Annotated in this window: 15 protein-coding genes and 1 pseudogene; 6 read left to right on the forward strand and 10 right to left on the reverse strand. The window is 69.4% G+C overall.

The window, feature by feature from the left end:
- Positions 1 to 7 precede the first annotated feature (7 nt).
- From E1218_RS10745 to E1218_RS10760, 4 genes are all read right to left on the reverse strand, one after another.
- Positions 8 to 676 (reverse strand): dihydrofolate reductase family protein, encoded by a 669-nt coding sequence (locus E1218_RS10745; protein ID WP_132318825.1) that lies wholly within the window; start codon positions 674 to 676, stop codon positions 8 to 10.
- Positions 676 to 1182 (reverse strand): SRPBCC family protein, encoded by a 507-nt coding sequence (locus E1218_RS10750; protein WP_132318827.1) that lies wholly within the window; start codon positions 1180 to 1182, stop codon positions 676 to 678. The genes E1218_RS10745 and E1218_RS10750 overlap by 1 nt, the downstream gene beginning before the upstream one ends.
- Complete coding sequence (locus E1218_RS10755; protein ID WP_132318829.1) at positions 1182 to 1523, reverse strand: ArsR/SmtB family transcription factor; 342 nt, start codon at positions 1521 to 1523, stop codon at positions 1182 to 1184. Before E1218_RS10755 ends, E1218_RS10750 begins: the two co-directional genes overlap by 1 nt.
- A gap of 460 nt (positions 1524 to 1983) precedes the next feature.
- Entirely contained in the window at positions 1984 to 2538 is a 555-nt protein-coding gene (locus E1218_RS10760) for a hypothetical protein (RefSeq protein WP_132318831.1), read from the reverse strand.
- Positions 2539 to 2688: 150 nt separating this feature from the next.
- Between E1218_RS10760 and E1218_RS10765 the strand changes: the two genes are divergently transcribed.
- Together E1218_RS10765 and E1218_RS10770 are read left to right on the forward strand one after the other, a co-directional pair.
- Positions 2689 to 3465 carry a hypothetical protein gene (locus tag E1218_RS10765; RefSeq protein ID WP_132318833.1) on the forward strand — a complete coding sequence of 259 codons (777 nt, stop codon included), beginning with the start codon at positions 2689 to 2691 and terminating at the stop codon, positions 3463 to 3465.
- Positions 3462 to 5063 carry a RecQ family ATP-dependent DNA helicase gene (locus tag E1218_RS10770; RefSeq protein WP_132318835.1) on the forward strand — a complete coding sequence of 534 codons (1602 nt, stop codon included), beginning with the start codon at positions 3462 to 3464 and terminating at the stop codon, positions 5061 to 5063. The genes E1218_RS10765 and E1218_RS10770 overlap by 4 nt, the downstream gene beginning before the upstream one ends.
- A gap of 857 nt (positions 5064 to 5920) precedes the next feature.
- Here E1218_RS10770 and E1218_RS10775 read toward each other — a convergent pair.
- The 3 genes and pseudogenes from E1218_RS10775 to E1218_RS10785 form a co-directional block, all read right to left on the reverse strand.
- A complete protein-coding gene (locus tag E1218_RS10775) occupies positions 5921 to 9034 on the reverse strand; it encodes a PKD domain-containing protein (RefSeq protein ID WP_132318837.1) in 3114 nt (1037 codons plus the stop codon).
- A gap of 206 nt (positions 9035 to 9240) precedes the next feature.
- Positions 9241 to 9593: pseudogene (locus E1218_RS10780) on the reverse strand (amidohydrolase family protein); the annotation flags it as partial.
- Positions 9594 to 9784: 191 nt separating this feature from the next.
- A complete protein-coding gene (locus tag E1218_RS10785; RefSeq protein ID WP_233712147.1) occupies positions 9785 to 11092 on the reverse strand; it encodes an acyl-CoA dehydrogenase family protein in 1308 nt (435 codons plus the stop codon).
- A gap of 94 nt (positions 11093 to 11186) precedes the next feature.
- On the opposite strand from E1218_RS10785, the gene E1218_RS10790 reads away from it, so the two are divergent.
- From E1218_RS10790 to E1218_RS10805, 4 genes are read left to right on the forward strand one after another with little or no spacing between them, the layout of a single operon-like run.
- Positions 11187 to 11912 (forward strand): TetR/AcrR family transcriptional regulator, encoded by a 726-nt coding sequence (locus tag E1218_RS10790; RefSeq protein WP_132318839.1) that lies wholly within the window; start codon positions 11187 to 11189, stop codon positions 11910 to 11912.
- The gene (locus E1218_RS10795) at positions 11909 to 13186 is read left to right on the forward strand and encodes an acetyl-CoA C-acetyltransferase (protein WP_132318841.1); all 1278 of its coding nucleotides are present in this window, start codon (positions 11909 to 11911) and stop codon (positions 13184 to 13186) included. The genes E1218_RS10790 and E1218_RS10795 overlap by 4 nt, the downstream gene beginning before the upstream one ends.
- An 8-nt stretch (positions 13187 to 13194) precedes the next feature.
- Positions 13195 to 14541 (forward strand): 3-oxoacyl-ACP reductase, encoded by a 1347-nt coding sequence (locus E1218_RS10800; RefSeq protein WP_132318843.1) that lies wholly within the window; start codon positions 13195 to 13197, stop codon positions 14539 to 14541.
- A 1-nt stretch (position 14542) separates the two neighbouring features.
- Positions 14543 to 15400, forward strand: a complete 858-nt coding sequence (locus E1218_RS10805) for a MaoC family dehydratase (RefSeq protein ID WP_132318845.1) — start codon at positions 14543 to 14545, stop codon at positions 15398 to 15400.
- Positions 15401 to 15443: 43 nt separating this feature from the next.
- Here the strand turns inward: E1218_RS10805 and thrS are convergent, their stop codons facing one another.
- From thrS to E1218_RS10820, 3 genes are all read right to left on the reverse strand, one after another.
- On the reverse strand, positions 15444 to 16703 hold the full coding sequence (thrS, locus tag E1218_RS10810) for a threonine--tRNA ligase (RefSeq protein ID WP_132318847.1): 1260 nt from the start codon (positions 16701 to 16703) through the stop codon (positions 15444 to 15446).
- 159 nt (positions 16704 to 16862) lie between these two features.
- Positions 16863 to 17627, reverse strand: a complete 765-nt coding sequence (locus E1218_RS10815) for an amino acid ABC transporter ATP-binding protein (protein ID WP_132318849.1) — start codon at positions 17625 to 17627, stop codon at positions 16863 to 16865.
- Positions 17624 to 18547 carry an amino acid ABC transporter permease gene (locus tag E1218_RS10820; protein ID WP_132318851.1) on the reverse strand — a complete coding sequence of 308 codons (924 nt, stop codon included), beginning with the start codon at positions 18545 to 18547 and terminating at the stop codon, positions 17624 to 17626. Before E1218_RS10820 ends, E1218_RS10815 begins: the two co-directional genes overlap by 4 nt.
- Positions 18548 to 18549 lie beyond the last annotated feature (2 nt).

Below are 18549 nucleotides of genomic sequence, written 5' to 3' on the forward strand. Positions count from 1 at the left end.
GGCGCGCCTACCGCTGCCGGACGGTGTAGGTCAGGTGCGTCACCCTCGGCGAAGGCTCCGCGCGAACCTGCTCCAGGGCCACGCGGGCTACGTCCACGCCCTCGAACAGGCGGACTCCGGTGCCGAAGAGCACGGGCGACAGCGCGAGCGTGAACTCGTCGACCAGGTCGGCGTTCAAGTACTGGACGATTGTCTCCGCGCCGCCGGCGATGCGGACGTCGCGGTCGCCGGCGGCCTGCCTGGCCTGCTCGAGCGCGGCCTCGATGCCGTCGTTGACGAAGTGGAAGGTGGTCCCGCCCGGCCGCTCCCAGGGATCACGCTTCTCGTGCGTCACAACGAAGACCGGGGTGTGGAACGGCGCCTCCTCCGGCCACGCCAGCTCGCCTGCCTCGAACATGCGCTTGCCCATGACGTTCGCACCGATGCGCTCGTGCGTTCTCCGCGCGATGTCGTTGTCGAGTCCTTCCTCGCCGCCCTCGCCGAGCTTCAGGTTCTCCCGGAAGAACCGCTGCGGGAGGACCGCCTGGTGCAGTTCCGCCCACTGCGCCATCCAGCGCCGCACCCTCGGGTCGTCCTGCTTCCTGCCGGGCCCGAAGAGGTCCTCGACGGGCACCGCATCGGGCGCGATGAACCCGTCGAGCGACATCGTCACGCCGAAGAACACCTTTCCGGCCATCAGACTTCCATCTCCTCTCCGGACGACCTGGTGACGTATGCGGCCAGGTTGCCCAGGGTCTGCCGGCCGGCCTCCAGCGCGTGGTACTTCTCGACCGCCTCGTCGCGCAGTGCCTTGGTGGGGAACACCGTGCGCATCTCGATCCGGGTCGCCGTACCGTCGGACTCGAACGTGAGGAACGACTCGAAGGTGTTCGGATCGTCGCGAGACTCACCGTGCAGCAGCGCGATCCGCTCCGGCGGGGCGATCTCGGTCCAGGTGATCCACTCGGAGTAGTCCGTCCCGTCCGGTCCATGCAGCACGAAGTCCCACACCCCGCCGACGCGGAACTCGAACGACCGCGTGGTCGTGGTGAACTCCTCTGGGCCCCACCACCGTGACAGATGCCGCACCTCGGTGAACGCCTCGAACACCAGCTCACGCGGGGCGTCGATCGACCGGGAGATCACGATCTCGCGGTCGGTCCTCGCCGGCTCCGTTCCCGCTTCCTGCCTGGCCCCTGCCATCAGTCATTCTCCTCGCGTCTGTTCAGGTCCTGCACGTAGGCGTCCAGCCGGTCGAAGCTCTCGTTCCAGTACTGCTCGAACCCGCCGGTCCACTCGTGGACCGGCCGCAGGCCGCGGGCGTCCAGGCCGTAGAGGCGCTGCTTGCCGGCCTTGCGGTCCCGCACCAGCCCCACCTCCCGGAGCACCCGCAGGTGCTTGGAGGCCCCTGGCTGCGTGATCCTCAGCTCCCGGGCCACTTCGGTCACCGGCCGCTCCCCCGCCCGCAGCAGGACGAGGATTTCCCGGCGCTGCGGCTCGGCGATCGCGTTGAAAACGTCCGACGTGGTCGCAGCTCGTGCCATGCCACAATCATATGCCCATATAGGAATGCGTCAAGCCTAGGCCAGACAGACGCTCACACGTCGACCAGCTGTGGGCAGCCGTACCACCAGTCGCCCGCTGCCCGAGGGGAGACTGACCAGGACTGTCATGAGGCTCGGTACGGTTCGGAACGGTCGGCGGCTGCGCGATCTTGGTCATCGACGGAGCACGAGGTCACCTGCGGGATCGATCGCGCGTGGTGGGGCACCAACATCGCCAGCCGCGCACTGGTCCAGCTCCTCGCGCTCGTACCGGACCGCCCCGTCCACGCCCGAGCCGCCGGCGACAACCTCAGTTCCCTCCGCGTCCTCAGAGGCAGGCTTCGAGATCAACGGACCGCATACGCCGCAGCCCGGGGCCAAGAAGTCGGAGAGACCCTCCTGGCTCGCTAGTGCGCCCAGCCCGGTCTCTGGAAGACCCAGGTGGTACGGCGCGGTCTCGCTAGGCCGCGGATCGCGTCTCCGCCGTACTCGGGACCGACCCCACTGCTGTCGGCGCTTCGAACGGATCGACGAGAGTCGGTGCGACCGGGTCGACCAGCGTAGGCACGGGCCGCCGGCCAACGGCAGGCGGCGCCACCGCATCGCGGCAGCTCTCGCTCGGCCCGCCGACCCGTCGAGCGACAGTTTCCGCACCGAGGACGACCAGGGCGGTGACGGCGAACGATGCGACGCTGATGCCTCCGCCGATCACCGCGATCGACTCGAAGGACCGGCCGCCGCGAGTCAGCTCGGACGCGGTCATCACCAGTGACGTGTTGGCCGTCGCCAGTGACACCACCATGACCACGCAGCACGCGACTCGGGGAATTCCCCGGACAAGGTTCGTACCGACGACGAGCGCGGTCGCGATGACCGCTACACCGGCGGTGTAGACGACCGGCGGCCACCAGCGATGCACGAACATCGCCCAGATCGTGTCGAACGCGATCGCGCTCATTGCCAGCGGATACACCAGGAGCATCGCCACCCACCGCCGCGCTGCCCAGCCGTTCATACCCCAGGTTCCTCCATCGCCACCCTCGTCGATGACTGGCACTCTCCCACCGAGAGTGCCAACTCATGACCTACCCCGTCCGTCGTTCGGAGTCAAGCCGGGAATTGGCCACAGGTTGATCGGGGTGTGGGCGAATGGTGGGCAGAGGCGATGGGTACTTCGGCGGGACCGTGGGACGCCGCCGGTGTCGCCGGGACGTGCAGCTCTGGAGGGGTCACCGTGATCAATGGCTTCTTCGGTGGTGGAACGCCGGAACTTCGACGGGACCAGGACGGAGTGCCGATCCTGTCGGCCGGCAGTCACCGCCATCCCCGGGACGGCGCCTGCTTCATGGAGTACGCCGCGTACCTCGCCGGGGAACCGTGGTCGGACCATCCGAGCTGCACGCACCCCCTGCTCGCCCATCTCGCCCGCGAGGTCAACGACCGGACGTCGGACTCCGGCCGGCGCGAACTGGCCCCGCTCATCCCTTCCGTGATCGGCCTGACCTCGCACGATCCGATCGTCTATCCGCGGCTCGTCGCGCGTGTCGCCCGGACAGCACTGCCAGTGGTCGCCCCGCAGGACCAGGTCGTGCTGGCGGTGGCCCTGATCCGGGCCGAGCAGCTGACAGCCGAAATCGCAGAACCGTCGGACGAGTCCGGCTCCGACGCCGGCGGTGAAGTCCTGGCCGAGAACGCGCCGGCCAGGAGATGGGCGGAGGCATTCCTCCGGCGGCACCCGCGTCCTCGCCTCGTCACCTACCTCCGCCGTGCGGCCCCCAATTCGCTCTCTGCGGCCACGCGCGCCGCGTCCCGGAGCACGCACACCGGATCCGACGGACTGCTGCGGCAGATGCTTGCCGACGGCATCGAGACGGTCGAACGCCTGACCCGCCGGGCCCCGACCGCCGGGGCGCCGAGTATCCACGCCGGCCCGGGTTCATGACTCTGCCTGCCGAGCTGACCAGGGTCGCACGCGACGTCTTCGGCTGGGACGGGTTCCGGTCCGGCCAGGCGGCGGCGCTTCGGGCCGTGTACGACGGCCGCGACACCGTGGTGGTGATGCCGACCGGGTCGGGCAAGTCGGCCATCTATCAGATCCCGGCCCTGCTGGCCGAAGGTCCCGCGATCGTCGTCAGTCCGTTGATCTCTCTGCAGCACGACCAGATGTCCGCGTTGCGCGACGCGGGCGCCGGTCCGGCTCTCCAACTGAACAGCACGGTGGACGTCGCCAGTCTGCTCGCGGACGAGGCCGGATCGGCGAAGTTCGTATTCGTCACACCCGAGCAGTTGAGTAAGGACGACGTACTCGAAGCACTGGCGCGGCTGCGACCGGCGATGTTCGTCGTCGACGAGGCACACTGCGTGTCGGCCTGGGGCCACGACTTCCGTCCGGACTATCTCCGGCTCGGTGCCGCCGTCGACCGGCTCGGACATCCCGTCGTCCTGGCCCTGACCGCGACGGCCGGGGCGCCGGTCCGCGCGGAGATCGTCGGGGCCCTGCACCTGACCGATCCCGAGATCGTGGTCTCCAGCTTCGACCGGCCGAACCTCCATCTGGCGGCACATGCTGTCGCCGACGCCGAGAGTCGGCGGACCGCCGTGCTGGACGCCGTCGACCGGCTCGATCCGCCGGGCATCGTCTACGCCTCCACCCGTCGGCAGACGGAGGAGTACGCCGCCGAGCTGAACGCCAAGGGAGTGCGGGCGGCCCCGTACCACGCCGGGCTTCGCCAAGCAGATCGCCGTACCGTCCACGACGGCTTCCTGGCCGGCCGGATCCAGATCGTCGTCGGAACGACCGCCTTCGGGCTCGGCATCGACAAACCCGACGTGCGCTTCGTCGTCCATTCCGGAGTGGCCGATTCCCTCGACTCCTACTACCAGGAGATCGGCCGCGCCGGTCGGGACGGCGAACCTGCTCAGGCCGTCCTCTTCCACGGTCCGGGCGACCTCGGGCTCCGAAAGTTCCTCAGCGCCTCACCACCGCCTGAACAGGCGCTGTCGGCTGTGCTGGACGCCGTACGCGCTGCTCCCGGTCCGGTACTGCGGAAGGACGTGGCCCGGCGGACCGGCTTGTCGGCCAACCTGGTCAGTCGTTGCTGCACCTGGCTCGAACAGTCGGGTGGCGTTGCCTTCGACCGCCGCAACCGTCTCGTCCCGGGCGACGCCGGGGATGCTGTCGGCAAGGCGGTTCGAGCTGCCGAGCGGCGCCGGCAGGCGGATCAGTCCCGGCTGGACATGATGCGTGAGTACGCCGCCGCCGCAGGTTGCCGGTGGAGCTTTCTGCTCTCGTACCTCGGTGAGCGATCAGATGGCGCCTGCGGGAGATGTGACAACTGCGAGCGCACCCCGCAGCCCGAGCCAACCGCTGAAGCCGGCCCGTTCCCCGTCCACAGCCGCGTCCGCCACACACAGTTCGGCGACGGCCAGGTCCTCCAGGTCGACGGCGACCATCTCACCCTGCGCTTCGACGACGCCGGATACCGAACCATGTCGGCGGCCGCCGTACTGGAGAAAGACCTCCTCACGCTCGCACCTTGACCGGCGTCCGACTCGTTCCCTCGACGGCCGCACCCCAGGTTCCTTCGCTCCCTGGGCGGCCATGGCTCTCGGCTCGTTCCCTGAGCAGCGCCTTCACGCATTCCTGTCTGGTTCGACGCCCGTCGGCGTCACTGGTCCCTGTCGGGTTCGACTCCTGTCGGGCGCCCCGGACTGGTATCGGGCGCGATCGTGGGATCGGCGGCCGCGTCAGAATCAGTCTCACCGGCGGCCACCGGTCGAACCAGCCGGTCGTCTCCAGTCCGCCGTACGCCATCACTCCGCTCGTTCGCGGTAACCCGTTGCCCGCTCGGCGCCGCCTCCGACGCCGCGCTCTCGACGATGTCTCCAGGCACGCCGTCCTGCCCGAACATCTCCTCAGCAGCACCCGCCGCCCTCCTGCGAACGACGTGATACCCAACCGCCCCCGCGCCCATCGCACCGACAGCGCCCACCAACACCCACACAGGCCCGCGCCTCGCCGCACGCCCTGACCGCCGCTTCACCGTCATCATCACTGGGGCCTCCTCCGCCACTAGATGGCCTCGGTACCCACACCCGGCAATCCGACTCCCAGCTCACCTCGGACCCGCCGAGGCGAAGGAGGTCGCCAAGCCCGCTCCTCATCACCACGGTCTCCTCGACCAAGCGGCCCGACCGGAAGTGGTCGATCAGCGCGTCGTTCGAGGGCGGCAGCCCGCCACCTCGGCGGCAACCGAAGACCTGCACCGGCGCTGAGCCGGTGGTGCGAGGGCGCGTAGCTGGCGTGGCCGATTACCGGATGCGCATCCCGGAGATGGCTCGGGCCGGACCGTGCGCTTCGTCGATGGAACGAACCGAGACGGATCCCTGGCCGTGCGTCAGTTGGGCTGAGTGCCCGTCACCGTGACCTCGGCCAGGCTGATCACACCGGCGCTGGTGGCCGGCGACTGCACCTTGACGTAGCGGGCCACGGTGTTGGTCGGCAGACTGGTGACCGCCCCCGGCGTCGCCCCGAGGTTCAGCTTGGTGACCGTAGAGTCGGCCATCAGCTGGGCGTAGGTCCGGCCCGACATGCTGGCGGTGGAGAGGAACACCACCGCGTTGTTCAGCTTGTCGGCCGAGGCGTCGGTCCGGTTGTGCACCGTGACGTTGCCGACCCGGGAATCGGTCAGCAGGTCGACCTGCCACCACGGCTGCGAGCTAGACGCCGTCCGGCTCACCGACCCGGCGGCGAAGACGCCGTTGGTGTTCCCGTCCACGGCCCGGGCGGCGGTGCCGACGTCGGTCGACGACTGCGTGGCCGGCCGGTTGGTGGACAGGTTCACGGCGCCGGTGGTGCCGCCGACCTGCACCTCGGCCAGGTTCAGGGTGGTGAAGATGCTCGACAGCTGCACCCGCACGTACCGGCCGGTGGCGTTGCCCGCGTTTAGGGTCAGGCTGTTGGTGGTGGACGGGAACGCCGAGAACGACATCTCCTTCACCGAGTCGTCGGCCCGCAGCGAGGACATCGACCTGCCGCTCATGTCGGTCGAGGAGATGAACACCGAGCCGCTGCCCATCCGGTTCGAGTCGGTCCGGCTCCACACCGTGACCGTGGAGACGGCCGCCGCGGAACCGAGGTCGACCTGCCACCACGGCTGGGTGGAGGTGTTGGTCTGGGTCACCGAGCCGCTCGCGAACACGCCGTTGGTGTTGCCGTCCACCGCCCGGGCCGCCACCGCGGTACCGCTGGTGCTCGACTGGGTGGCGGTCTTGCCCCGGGCCAGGTTCGGATCGGTGACGGTTACCGTGGTGGTCGACACCGCGCTGTCCACCTTGCCGTCCCGCACGACCAGGCTGAAGGTCAGCGTGGCCGGTGTGGCCGGGGCGGTGAAGGTCGGCTTCTGCACCGTCCGGCTGGACAGCGTCACCACCGGCCCACCGGTCTGGGTCCAGGTGTAGGTCAGCGGGTCGTTGTCGGCGTCGCGGCTGCCGGAGCCGTCCAGCGTCACCGTGGTACCCGTGTTGACCGTCTGCGCCGTCCCGGCGTTCGCCACCGGCACCTGGTTGACCGCGGTGGTGGTCACCGTGGTGGTCGCCGCCGCGCTGTTGGCCCGGCCGTCCCGCACCACCAGGCTGAAGGTCAGCGTGGACGCCGAGGACGGGGCGGTGAAGGTCGGCTTCGCCGCCGTCGTACTGGACAGCGTCACCGCCGGTCCACCGGTCTGGGTCCACGCGTAGGTGAGGTCGTCGCCGTCGGCGTCGGTGCCGGACCCGTTCAGGGTCACGGTCGTACCAGCCACGACCGACTGCGGCGCACCGGCGTTCGCCACCGGGAGGCGGTTGTTCGATTCCGAGAGCGGCCGCGGGGTGCAGTTGCTCACCGAGACCGTGAAGGGCTCGACTTCGTTGTCCGTCTCGATCATGGCGCCGTCCTCGGAGCCGCTGAGCGAGATGGTGTACGCCTGGCCGGCGTTCACGCGGGTCTCCCGCCACTCGTCCGTACCGCGCTCCCACTCGATGATCAGGACCCGGCCGGTGACCACGCGGACGGTGCACCCGTCGGCCCAGGCACCCATGTACGGGTAGAGCGGAACGCCCGACTCCGAGTAGACGGTGCGCGCGTTGTCGCCGGAGCGGCCGTTGCCCTGGTAGGCCGTGTCGGCCGGCCAGGTGATCACGCCGCCGTACCAGTCACCGGGGTTCTCGCCGGTGCCGGCGTAGCGCCAGCGGGCGTTGACCCAGGAGACCGGGTCGCAGGTGGTGGGGTCGGTACAGGCGGGCGGCGTCGGCGGGACCGGCGGGCCGGGCACGAAGGCGTACTCGAACGGCGAACCGCTCTGCACGCTGACGATGCTGCTGCCGCTCAGAGTGGTCGGCACGGTGTAGCTCTGGCCGGCCGACAGGTTGGCCAGCGACGCGTGCGAGTCCCCGACCGGGCCGGAGAACACGGTGGCGCTGCCCGAGGTGACGGTGATCTTCCAGTTCGCCACCTGCGGGGCCGGCCCGTAGACGTCGTGCGAGGCGGTGTAGCCGTAGCGGGCCCGGCTGGGGTCGGTCTCGGCCGGCCAGACGGCGGCGTACCCGCTGTCCGACGGACCCCACGGGCACGGGCTGCTGGTGCAGGTCCAGGTCACCCGGGCCGACTCGCCGTCGCCGGCCGGCGGGGGCGTGACCGGCCCACCCGGGGTGAACGTGTACTCGAACGCGGAGCCGCCCTGCACGCTCACGATGCTGCTGTTGCTGAGCGTGCTGGACACGGTGTAGCTCTCGCCGGCCGACAGCGCGGCCAGCGACGAGTGCGAGCCGTCGGCCGGGCCCGCGTAAACCGTGGCGCTGCCGGAGGTGACGGTGATCTTCCAGCCGGCCACCTTGGACACCGGAGCGTAGACGTCGGCGGAGACGGTGTAGCCGTAGCGGGCCCGGGTGGGCTCGGCCGTGGCCGGCCAGACGGCCGCGTTGGTGGTGTAGCTCTGGCCCGACGGGCAGGGGCTGCTGGTGCAGTTCCAGGTGGCCAGCACCGAGCCGTCACCGGAGGCCGGCGGCGGGTCGTCGGTCGGCGTGCCGGGGGTGATCGTGTACTCGAACGACCCACCGTCCTGCACGCTGACGAGGCTGCTGTTACTCAGCGTGCTGGGCAGGATGTAGCTGTCGCCGGTCTGCAGATTGGCCAGCGACGAGTGAGAGTCGTCGGCCGGGCCGGCGAACACGATGGCGCTGCCGGACGTGACGGTGATCTTCCAGCCCGCCACTTTGGGCGCCGGGGCGTACACGTCGTGGGAGACGGTATAGCCGTAGCGGGCCCGGACCGGCTCGGCCGCGGCCGGCCAGACCGCCGTGTTGCTGGTGTCCGACGGGCCCCACGGGCACGGGCTGCTGGTGCAGGACCACGTCGCCACGACGGAGGACGCAGGATCACCCTCGGCTGCCAGCGCGGGCGCGACGGCGAGGCCTAGCACCATCACGACCGCAGTGGTGAGAACGAAAAATGCGGTCGCGAACCGTTTCGGCATGCCGCCCCCCGGATTGTGACTCTCCCCTTGCGGCAAACCGTAGCCCAAGTCGCTCTCTGTCATGCGAAAAAAAGGCGAAAAGATGCAACCACGAACCATTCGTTACGGACTTCATCACGCTACGGAAAGACCCCATTACTCATTGATGAGAAATCGGAAGATCGCGGGACTGAAGGGCTCGCGGCGGGTGCAGAGCGTAGTGGTCATCAGAGGGGGCGGCCGGCTAGCAAGGTTTGGGTGATGAGGGGTACGCCGAGGCGGTAGGCCAGGTGGAGATGGGAGGGGGCGTCGAGGGCGGCCAGGTCGGCGCGAGCGCCTACGGTCACGCGGCCGATATCGTCGCGGCGGAGCGAGGCGGCGCCGCCTGCGGTGGCTGACCAGAGGGCTTCGGCCGGGCTCATGTGCATTTCGCGAACGGCCAGGGCGATGCAGAGCGGCATCGACAGGAGTAGCAGGAGCCGGGCTTGCAGTCGCTGGCCAGCGAGACGGCGGCGCCGGCGTCGAGCAGGCGGCGGGCGTCCGGGTAGGGCGAGCGGGTGGAGAACTCGACCGCGGGCACCCACATGCTGCCTTCATCGCATGAGCGGGCGCGGAAGGCGGTGGACTCCAGACTCTCGCGTCTGTTCTCTCTCAAATCTCACGTAGCAGTCACTGAGCAGGCCGCCGTACGCTCTCCCACGACTTCGTGGGAGACGGACGACGGCCTGTACCGAGGTGACCCTCAAATCACCCTCTGACCTGCACAAACACCTACCGGATGCGCATGCCGGAGATGGCTCGGGCGATCACGAGGCGCTGGATCTCGCTGGTGCCTTCGAAGATGGTGTAGATCTTGGCGTCTCGGTGCATGCGCTCTACGGGGTACTCGCGGGTGTAGCCGTTGCCGCCGAGGATCTGGATGGCTTCTTCGGTGACGCGGACGGCTACTTCGCCGGCTTTGAGTTTGGCCATGGAGCCTTCGCCGTGGCGGTAGTCGGGGGTTTCGCCGCGCATGAGGGCGGCGGACATGTTGGCGGCGCGCCAGACGAGCAGGCGGGCGGCGTCGATCTCCATGGCCATGTCGGCGAGTTTGAACGCGATGCCCTGGTTGTCGATGATCGGGCGGCCGAACTGTTCGCGGCTCTTGGCGTAGTCCAGGGCCACCTCGTAGGCGGCGCGGGCGATGCCGATGGCCTGGGCGCCGACGATGTGGCGGGTCATCTCGAAGGTGGCCATCGAGGCGTTCCGGCCGGACGCCTGCGCCGAGCGGGCGCGGGCCAGCCGCTCGTCCAGCTTCTCCTTGCCGCCCAGCACGTTGGCCGCGGGGATGCGGACGTTGTCGAAGAAGACGTCGGCGGTATGCGAGGCGCGCAGGCCGTGCTTGCGCAGCTTGGTGCCCTGCTGCAGGCCGCGGACCTCGGTCCGGGGTACGACGAACGCCGCCTGCCCCTTGGTCCCGAGGGACGGATCGACGGTCGCGACGACGACGTGGATGTCGGCGATCCCGCCGTTCGTCGCCCACGCCTTCTGCCCGTTGATCACCCACTCGTCGGTGACGGCGTCGTACGTCGCCCGGGTTCGGATCGCGGACACGTCGGAGCCGGCGCCGGGTTCCGACGAGCAGAAGGCCGCCACACGAACGTCGTCCGGCGTGCCGTAGCACCGGCCCATCCACTGGCTCCACTGCTCGGCCGTGCCGTTCGAGAAGATCGCGGACGACGCCAGGCCGGTGCCCTTGAGCGACATCGCGATGCCGGCGTCGCCCCAGAAGAGTTCCTCGTGGACCAGCGGCATCAGCAGGCCGGACGGGTCGACGAAGAGGTTGACGTTGGCGTCCAGGCCGTAGAGGCCGATCTTGGCGGCCTCCTGGATGACCGGCCACGGCGTCTCCTCGCGCTCGTCCCACTCGGAGGCGGCCGGGCGGATGACCTCGGCGGCGAAGGTGTGGGCCCAGTCGCGGATCTCCCGCTGCTCGTCGTTCAGGGCGAGCGAGAAGGTGCTCCAGCCCGGCTTCGAGCGCTCGGCGCCGAGCGCACCGGCGAGCGTCATCACGTCTGCGGACACAACAGGGTCGCTCATCGACATCCTCACTGGGCAGGCAACGACCAGATGTTACCCACGAGTGTAACTGTCGTTTGCACCAGGGGGTACCAGTGTGGCTAAGATCGATCCCATGAGCTCCGCGCTGCTCGCGATCGGACGCCGCCGGACCACGGCGGAGCGTCGCCGCGACCGGGAGCGGGACATCATCCGGGCCACCCGCGGACTGTTCGACGAGCGCGGCACGATCGACGCCCAGATCGACGATATCGCCAAACGGGTCGGGATCAACAAGGCGCTGATCTACCGGCACTTCGCCGGCAAGGAGGAGCTGTTCGCGCTCACCCTGGTCGACTACCTGGGCGAACTGGACGAGCGGCTGTCACAGACGGACAACCCGCGGCGGACCCCGCTCAACCGGCTCCGACGACTCAGTGAGGTCTTCGTCGACTTCTGTCTCGAGTACCCGGCGTTCGCCGACTGCGCGATGAGCCTGCTCAGAAGGACCGGCGAGGAGCTGTTCGGCGAGATCACCGAGCCGGTGATGACCAAGCTCGGTACGGCGATGGCCACGGCGCTGGAGCGGATCGCGGCGATCCTGAAGGCCGGCCAGCGGTCAGGGGTGTTCGACGAGGTCGACACCGACTACCTCGCCAACCACCTCTACACCCAGACGCTCGGGTCGTTGCACATGGCAAGGGTCGGCCTGATCGTGTCGAGCGGGCAACCGGGGCACCCGGTCGTGCATCATGCCGATGTCGCGACTGTCCGGGCGACCGCGATCACCGCAACGCTCGCAACCGCAGTAGGTCGTAAGGCACTACCCAAGCGCTCCAGCAGAGCAGGAGAGAAATCGTGACCGAGACCCGCAGGGTGGCCGTTGTCGCCGGCAACCGGATCCCCTTCGCCAGGCAGGACAAGACGTACCGGCACGCCTCGAACTCCGACATGCTCACCGCCGCGCTGAACGGCCTGGTCGACCGGACCGGACTGGGCGGCCAGGAGCTCGGCGAGGTGGTCGCCGGCGCGGTTCTCAAGCACTCCCGCGACTGGAACATGGTCCGCGAGGTCGTTCTCGGGTCCAAGCTGGCGCCGACGACCCCGGCGTACGACATCCAGCAGGCGTGCGGGACTGGATTGGAGGCGGCCATCCTGGTCGCCAACAAGGTCGCTCTCGGCCAGATCGACGCCGGGATCGCGGGTGGGGTCGACACCGCGAGCGACGCTCCGATCGCGGTCAACGACCGGCTGCGCACGATCCTGCTCGACCTCAACCGGGCGAAAAGCTTCCAGGACCGCCTCAAGGTACTGGCGCGGGTCCGGCCGAAGTACGTCGTCCCGGAGATCCCGCGGAACTCCGAGCCGCGGACCCGGAAGTCGATGGGCGACCACGCGGCCCTGACCGCGCTGGAGTGGGGCATCACCCGCAAGGCGCAGGACGAGCTGGCGTTCCGGTCTCACCTGAACCTGGCCGCCAGCTACGACCGGGGCTTCCAGCAGGACCTGATCACGCCGTACCTCGGCCTGGAGAAGGACCAGAACCTGCGTCCCGACACGACGCCGGAGAAGCTGGCCAGGCTGAAGACCGTCTACGGCAAGGGCGAGACCGCGACCATGACGGCCGGCAACTCGACCCCGCTGACGGACGGCGCGTCCGCCGTACTGCTGGCCACGGACGAGTGGGCAGAGCAGCACGGGTTGCGGCCGCTCGCCTACCTGACACACTCGCAGACCGCGGCGGTCGATTACGTGAAGGGCGCCGAGGGGCTTCTGATGGCTCCCGCGTACGCCGTGCCGCGGATGCTGCAGCGGGCCGGGCTCGCGCTGCAGGACTTCGACTACTACGAGATCCACGAGGCGTTCGCGTCCCAGGTGCTGTCCACGCTGAAAGCATGGGAGGATCCGATCTTCTGCAAGGAGCGGCTCGGCCTGGACGCGCCGCTCGGCGAGATCGACCGGGACAAGCTGAACGTGAACGGCGGCTCGCTGGCCGCGGGTCACCCGTTCGCGGCGACCGGCGGGCGGATCGTGGCCGCGCTGGCCAAACAACTGGACGAGAACGGCGGCGGCCGGGGCCTGATCTCCATCTGCGCCGCGGGCGGCCAGGGCGTCGTCGCCATCCTCGAGAAGTAGGAGCTGAGATGACGGACCGCTACCAGACCTTCACCCGGACGCCGCTCGGCCAGACCCTGGTGAAGAACCTGGGTCTGCCCGACCCGACTCCGCTGCCCCGCTGGACCGAGGGCGGGCCCGTGATCGACGGGCCGGTGGTGTTCGGCGCGATCGCCGAGACCGACGCCGGGAAGGCGATCCAGGCCCTGCTGCGAGACATCGGCGCCTCCTTCAGTACGGCGACCGAAGGCATCGCGTCGAGTGAGATCCGGCCGAAGGCGCTCGTCTTCGACGCGACCGGCGCGACCTCGACCGCGGAGCTGACCAGCCTGCAGCGCTTCTTCTCCCCCGTCATCCGGCAGCTGTCACCGGCCGGCCGGGTGATCGTGGTCGGCCGGACGCCGGAACTCGCGCAGTCGCCCGGGCAGCAGATCGCCCAGCGCGCCCTCGAGGGCTTCACCCGCAGCCTCGGCAAGGAGGTGAAGCGCGGGGCGACGGTCAATCTGGTGTACGTCGCGCCGGACGCCCACGAGCAACTCGACTCGACCCTGCGCTTCTTCCTCTCCCCCAAGTCCGCGTACGTCGACGGCCAGGTCGCCCGGATCGGGACCGGTCCCCTGGTCGGCAACGACCCGGATCGGCCGCTGGCCGGCAAGGTCGCCCTGGTCACCGGAGCGGCTCGCGGGATCGGGGCCGCGATCGCCGACACCCTGGCTCGCGACGGCGCGACCGTGATCGGCGTCGACGTACCGCAGAACGCGGACGCGTTGCGCAAGGTGATCTCCCGGATCGGCGGCAGTGAACTGCTGCTCGACGTGACCGCGGTGGACGCGGCCCAGCGGATCGCCGCGCACGCGCAGGAGCAGTACGGCGGCCTCGACATTGTCGTCCACAACGCCGGCATCACCCGGGACAAGCGGCTGGCGAACATGCGCACCGACGCGTGGGACGCCGTACTGGACGTGAACCTGCGAGCACCGGAGCGGATCACCCACCATCTCCTCGAGTCACAGACCCTGAGGGACGGCGGCTCGATCATCGGCGTGGCGAGCATCGCCGGGATCGCGGGCAACGACGGCCAGACGAACTACGCGACCTCGAAGGCCGGCGTGATCGGCCTGGTCCAGGCGCTCGCGCCGAAGCTGGCCGAGCGACAGATCCGGATCAACGCGGTCGCGCCCGGTTTCATCGAGACCGAGATGACCGCGAAGGTGCCGTTCACGATCCGCGAGGTCGGCCGCCGGATCAACTCGCTGCAGCAGGGTGGGCTTCCCATCGACGTGGCCGAGACGATCGCCTGGTTCGCGGATCCGGCGTCGGCCGGGGTGACCGGCAACGTGGTCCGCGTCTGCGGCCAGAGCATGCTGGGTGCGTGACATGCCCACACGCAAGTACGACGACACCCCGAAGTTCGGCGCGCTCTACGCCCGGACCGTGAAGGCCACGCTGCGCCGGGCGGACTACGAGCCGGACGCCGACGGGCTCACGCTCGAGCTCCCGCGGTCCGCGATCGACCAGGACCACCTGACGGCGTACCGCGACGTCACCGGTTTCGCCGCCGGCCCGGCGCTGCCGGCGACGTACCCGCACGTGCTTGCGTTCCCGCTGCACCTGGACCTGATGTCCGACCCCTCGTTCCCCTACAAACCGATGGGGATCGTGCACCTGTCGAACACGATCACCCAGTTGCAGCCGATCCCGATGCACGCCGAGCCGGCCATCCGGGTGCACAGTACGGCGGAACGCCCGCACCCGAAGGGCACGGTCTTCGACATCGTCAGCGAGGTCACCGTCGACGGTGAGGTGGTGTGGACCGATCTGACCACACTGCTCAGCCGCTCGGCCGGCAACGAGAACGCGTCCGTCGACCTGCTGCCGGATCCCGAGGTCGACCCGAGCGCCTGGTGGGACCTGCGCGGGAACCTCGGCCGCCGGTACGCCGCCGCGTCCGGCGACCGGAATCCGATCCACCTGTTCAAGCTGACCGCGCAGGCGTTCGGGTTCCCCCGCCAGATCGCGCACGGGATGTGGGCGAAGGCCGCGTCACTGGCCTCGCTCCAGCGCGGCACCAAGCTCCCGGACGCCTTCACGGTCCGCGTCGACTTCCGCAAGCCGGTGCTGCTGCCGTCCCGGGTCCAGTTCGGCTCCAGGACGACAGGCAAGACCACCGACTTCGCCCTGTACGACGAGCGTCGCGAGCTCACCCACCTGGTCGGACAGCTGCAGGCAGTCTGAACCGCCAGGCCATCACAATGCGGCTTTCGGGCCGTCGGCACGCTCAGCTCGCCACCGCGACTCCGCTTGCGATGGCCTGGCGGTTCGCTAACACGTCCACCTCTGCCCAGATCCGGTCCAAGGCCTCGCCCGCCGGCTCGGCCGGACGTTGCCGGCCGCCGCGGTCGCGGATCGACAGCTCGCCGGCCGCTGCCTCGCGCGCTCCGATCACCGCCAGGTACGGCGCCAGCCGGTTCCCGCGGATCCGGGCGCCCAGGCTGCCCTCGTCGGCGTGTGCGATCTCGACCCGCAGGCCGCGGTCCGACGCCTGCCGGACCACCTCCGCGGCGAGCTTCTCCTCGTCGTCCGAGATCGGCAGCACGACGACCTGCACGGGCGCGAGCCAGGCCGGGAACGCCCCGCCGTGCACCTCGATCAGCTGGGCCATCGCCCGCTCGATGCTGCCCACGATCGCGCGGTGCACCATCACCGGCCGATGTTTGTTGCCGTCGGCACCGACGTACTCGAGGCCGAAGCGCTCCGGCTGATGGAAGTCGATCTGGACGGTCGACAGGCTGAACTCACGGCCGGCCGAGTCCGCCACCTGGATGTCGATCTTCGGTCCGTAGAACGCGGCGTCGCCGGGCGACTCCTCGTAGTCCATTCCGGCGTCGTCGAGTACCGCTCGCAGGAGACTGGCGGCCTGCGCCCAGCTGTCGGCGTCACCGACGTACTTGCTGGCCGGCGAGCCGATCTCGGACTCCGCGGACGGCAGGGCCAGGACGTAGCGGGACGCGCTGATGCCCAAATCCAGGTACGCCTGGTTGATCAGGCCGAGCGCGTGCCCCGCCTCCTCGGCGACCTGGTCGAGCCGGCAGAAGATGTGCGCGTCGTTGAGCTGCATCGCCCGCACCCTGCTCAGGCCGCCGATCGCACCGGACAGCTCGGCGCGGTACTGGCCACCCAGCTCGGAGAACCGCAGCGGAAGCTCCCGATAGCTGTGTGCGCGGGACCGGTACATCAGGGCGTGGTGCGGGCAGATGCTCGGCCGCAGGACGAATTCCTCGCCGTCCAGATCCATCGGCGGATACATGTCGTCGCTGTACTTCGCCCAGTGGCCGGAGATCTCGTACAGCTCGCGTTTGGCCAGGACCGGCGAGTAGACCTGCTGGTAGCCGGCTCTTCGCTCCACCTCGGCGATGTAGCTCTCCAAGGCGTGGCGAACGGCGGCACCCGCGGGCAACCAGTAGGGCAGTCCGGCCCCGATCAACGGGTCCGAGTCGAACAGGCCGAGCTCACGGCCGATCTTGCGGTGGTCGTACATGGTGTGGCTCCTCAGGAGGATGGGGCGAGGAACCACCGGGCACGACGAAGCCCCGGGGCACTCGCCCCGGGGCTTGGTCGGACAATCAGGTGTCAGCGCGCCGGGACGGACTCCGGCGTCGTCGTGACTACAGCGCGCTGCAACATGTCTCCCACGGTATCAGAGGAACCGGGACAGGAACGCCCGGGTTCTTTCGTGCTGCGGATCGTCGATGACCTGCTCCGGCGTGCCCTGCTCGACCACCTGGCCGTCGTCCATGAACACCACCCGGTCGGCGGCCTCGCGGGCGAAGCTGATCTCGTGCGTGACCACGATCATCGTCAGCCCGGCGGTCGCCAGCTTCTTCATCGTGACCAGCACCTCGCCGACCAGTTCCGGGTCGAGCGCCGACGTCGGCTCGTCGAACAGCATCAGCTTCGGCCGCATCGCCAGCGCCCGCGCGATCGCCACCCGCTGCTGCTGGCCACCGGACAACTGCCGCGGGTACGCCTTCTCCCGGCCGGCCAGCCCGACCTCGGCGAGCAACTGGACGGCCCGGGCGGTCGCCTCGCGGCGACCCTCGCCGAGGACCGCGATCGGCGCCTCGACGATGTTCTCCAGGGCGGTCATGTGCGGGAACAGGTTGAACTGCTGGAACACCATCCCGATGTCCCGGCGCCGGCGGGCGATCTCGTTCGGCGCCAACTCGTGCAGCCGGCCGTTGCGGACGTCGTACCCGACGTCGCGGCCGTCCACCGTGATCCGGCCGGCGTCCAGCGACTCCAGCAGGTTCACGCAGCGCAGGAACGTCGACTTCCCCGAGCCGGACGGGCCGAGGACGACGACGGTCTCGCCGGAGGTGACGTCGAGGTCGATGCCGGACAGGACTTCGGTGTGCCCGAAGCTCTTGCGGACGCCGCGCGCCCGCAGTACCGCCGTGCTCATGCCGCACTCCCCTTCGGACGGATTCTCAGGAAGTCCCAGAAGCTCGCGGGCTGGTGCCGGGCGCCGCGGTTGTAGTGCCGTTCGATGAAGGACTGGACGACGTACAGCACCGAGGTGACCGCGAGGTACCACAGGCAGACCACGATCAGCATCGGGATCGTCTCGAACGTCCGGTTGTAGATCGACTGCGCGGTGTAGAGCAGGTCGCTCAGCGCGATCACGCTGACCAGCGCGGTCGCCTTCACCATGCTGATCACCTGATTGCCGGTCGGCGGCACGATGAACCGCATCGCCTGCGGCAGGATGATCCGCTTCATGATCCGGGTGTTCGTCATCCCGAGCGCCTGGCCGGCCTCCTTCTGGCCGGGGTCGACCGAGAGCAGGCCGCCGCGGACGATCTCGGCCATGTAGGCGCCCTCGTTCAGGCCGAGGCCGAGGATGGCGGCCAGCAGCGGGGTGATCAGGGTGTTGGTGTCGAAGCTGGCGAACACCGGCCCGAACGGGATGCCGAGATTGAGCTGTGGCAGCAACGCGGACAGGTTGTAGAAGAAGATCAGCTGGACCAGCGTCGGCGTCCCGCGGAAGAACCAGATGTAGACCCCGGCCGCGCCGCGCAGCAGCGGGTTGGCCGAGATCCGGCAGACCGCGAGCAGCACGCCGAGGACGACGCCGATGACCATCGCGACGACGGTCAGCATCAGCGTGACGCCGAGGCCGCGCATGATCGACTCGGCCCGCAGCCAGCTGTAGACCACGTCCCAGCCGAAGTTCTCGTTGGTGACCAGCATCGTCACCAGCTGCGCGGCGAAGACCAGGACGACCAACGCCGAGAGCCAGCGCCACGGGTGCTTGCGCCGGGAGGCGTTGCGGACGTCGAGGTTCACGCCCGCCGGGGGTGCTTCCTGCACGGTGGTTGCCATGA

Origin of the sequence: Kribbella turkmenica (assembly GCF_004348725.1) — a bacterium.
GTDB lineage: Bacteria > Actinomycetota > Actinomycetes > Propionibacteriales > Kribbellaceae > Kribbella > Kribbella turkmenica.

What these genes read in the sequence shown, in the direction of transcription:
- E1218_RS10790 (WP_132318839.1), top strand. Translation starts at nt 11,187, where the DNA reads ATGAGCTCCGCGCTGCTCGCGATCGGACGCCGCCGGACCACGGCGGAG.
- E1218_RS10770 (WP_132318835.1), top strand. Translation starts at nt 3,462, where the DNA reads ATGACTCTGCCTGCCGAGCTGACCAGGGTCGCACGCGACGTCTTCGGC.
- E1218_RS10820 (WP_132318851.1), bottom strand. Translation starts at nt 18,547, where the DNA reads ATGGCAACCACCGTGCAGGAAGCACCCCCGGCGGGCGTGAACCTCGAC.
- E1218_RS10755 (WP_132318829.1), bottom strand. Translation starts at nt 1,523, where the DNA reads ATGGCACGAGCTGCGACCACGTCGGACGTTTTCAACGCGATCGCCGAG.
- E1218_RS10765 (WP_132318833.1), top strand. Translation starts at nt 2,689, where the DNA reads ATGGGTACTTCGGCGGGACCGTGGGACGCCGCCGGTGTCGCCGGGACG.
- E1218_RS10800 (WP_132318843.1), top strand. Translation starts at nt 13,195, where the DNA reads ATGACGGACCGCTACCAGACCTTCACCCGGACGCCGCTCGGCCAGACC.
- E1218_RS10750 (WP_132318827.1), bottom strand. Translation starts at nt 1,182, where the DNA reads ATGGCAGGGGCCAGGCAGGAAGCGGGAACGGAGCCGGCGAGGACCGAC.
- E1218_RS10745 (WP_132318825.1), bottom strand. Translation starts at nt 676, where the DNA reads ATGGCCGGAAAGGTGTTCTTCGGCGTGACGATGTCGCTCGACGGGTTC.
- E1218_RS10805 (WP_132318845.1), top strand. Translation starts at nt 14,543, where the DNA reads ATGCCCACACGCAAGTACGACGACACCCCGAAGTTCGGCGCGCTCTAC.
- E1218_RS10815 (WP_132318849.1), bottom strand. Translation starts at nt 17,627, where the DNA reads ATGAGCACGGCGGTACTGCGGGCGCGCGGCGTCCGCAAGAGCTTCGGG.
- E1218_RS10785 (WP_233712147.1), bottom strand. Translation starts at nt 11,092, where the DNA reads ATGAGCGACCCTGTTGTGTCCGCAGACGTGATGACGCTCGCCGGTGCG.
- E1218_RS10775 (WP_132318837.1), bottom strand. Translation starts at nt 9,034, where the DNA reads ATGCCGAAACGGTTCGCGACCGCATTTTTCGTTCTCACCACTGCGGTC.
- thrS (WP_132318847.1), bottom strand. Translation starts at nt 16,703, where the DNA reads ATGTACGACCACCGCAAGATCGGCCGTGAGCTCGGCCTGTTCGACTCG.
- E1218_RS10760 (WP_132318831.1), bottom strand. Translation starts at nt 2,538, where the DNA reads ATGAACGGCTGGGCAGCGCGGCGGTGGGTGGCGATGCTCCTGGTGTAT.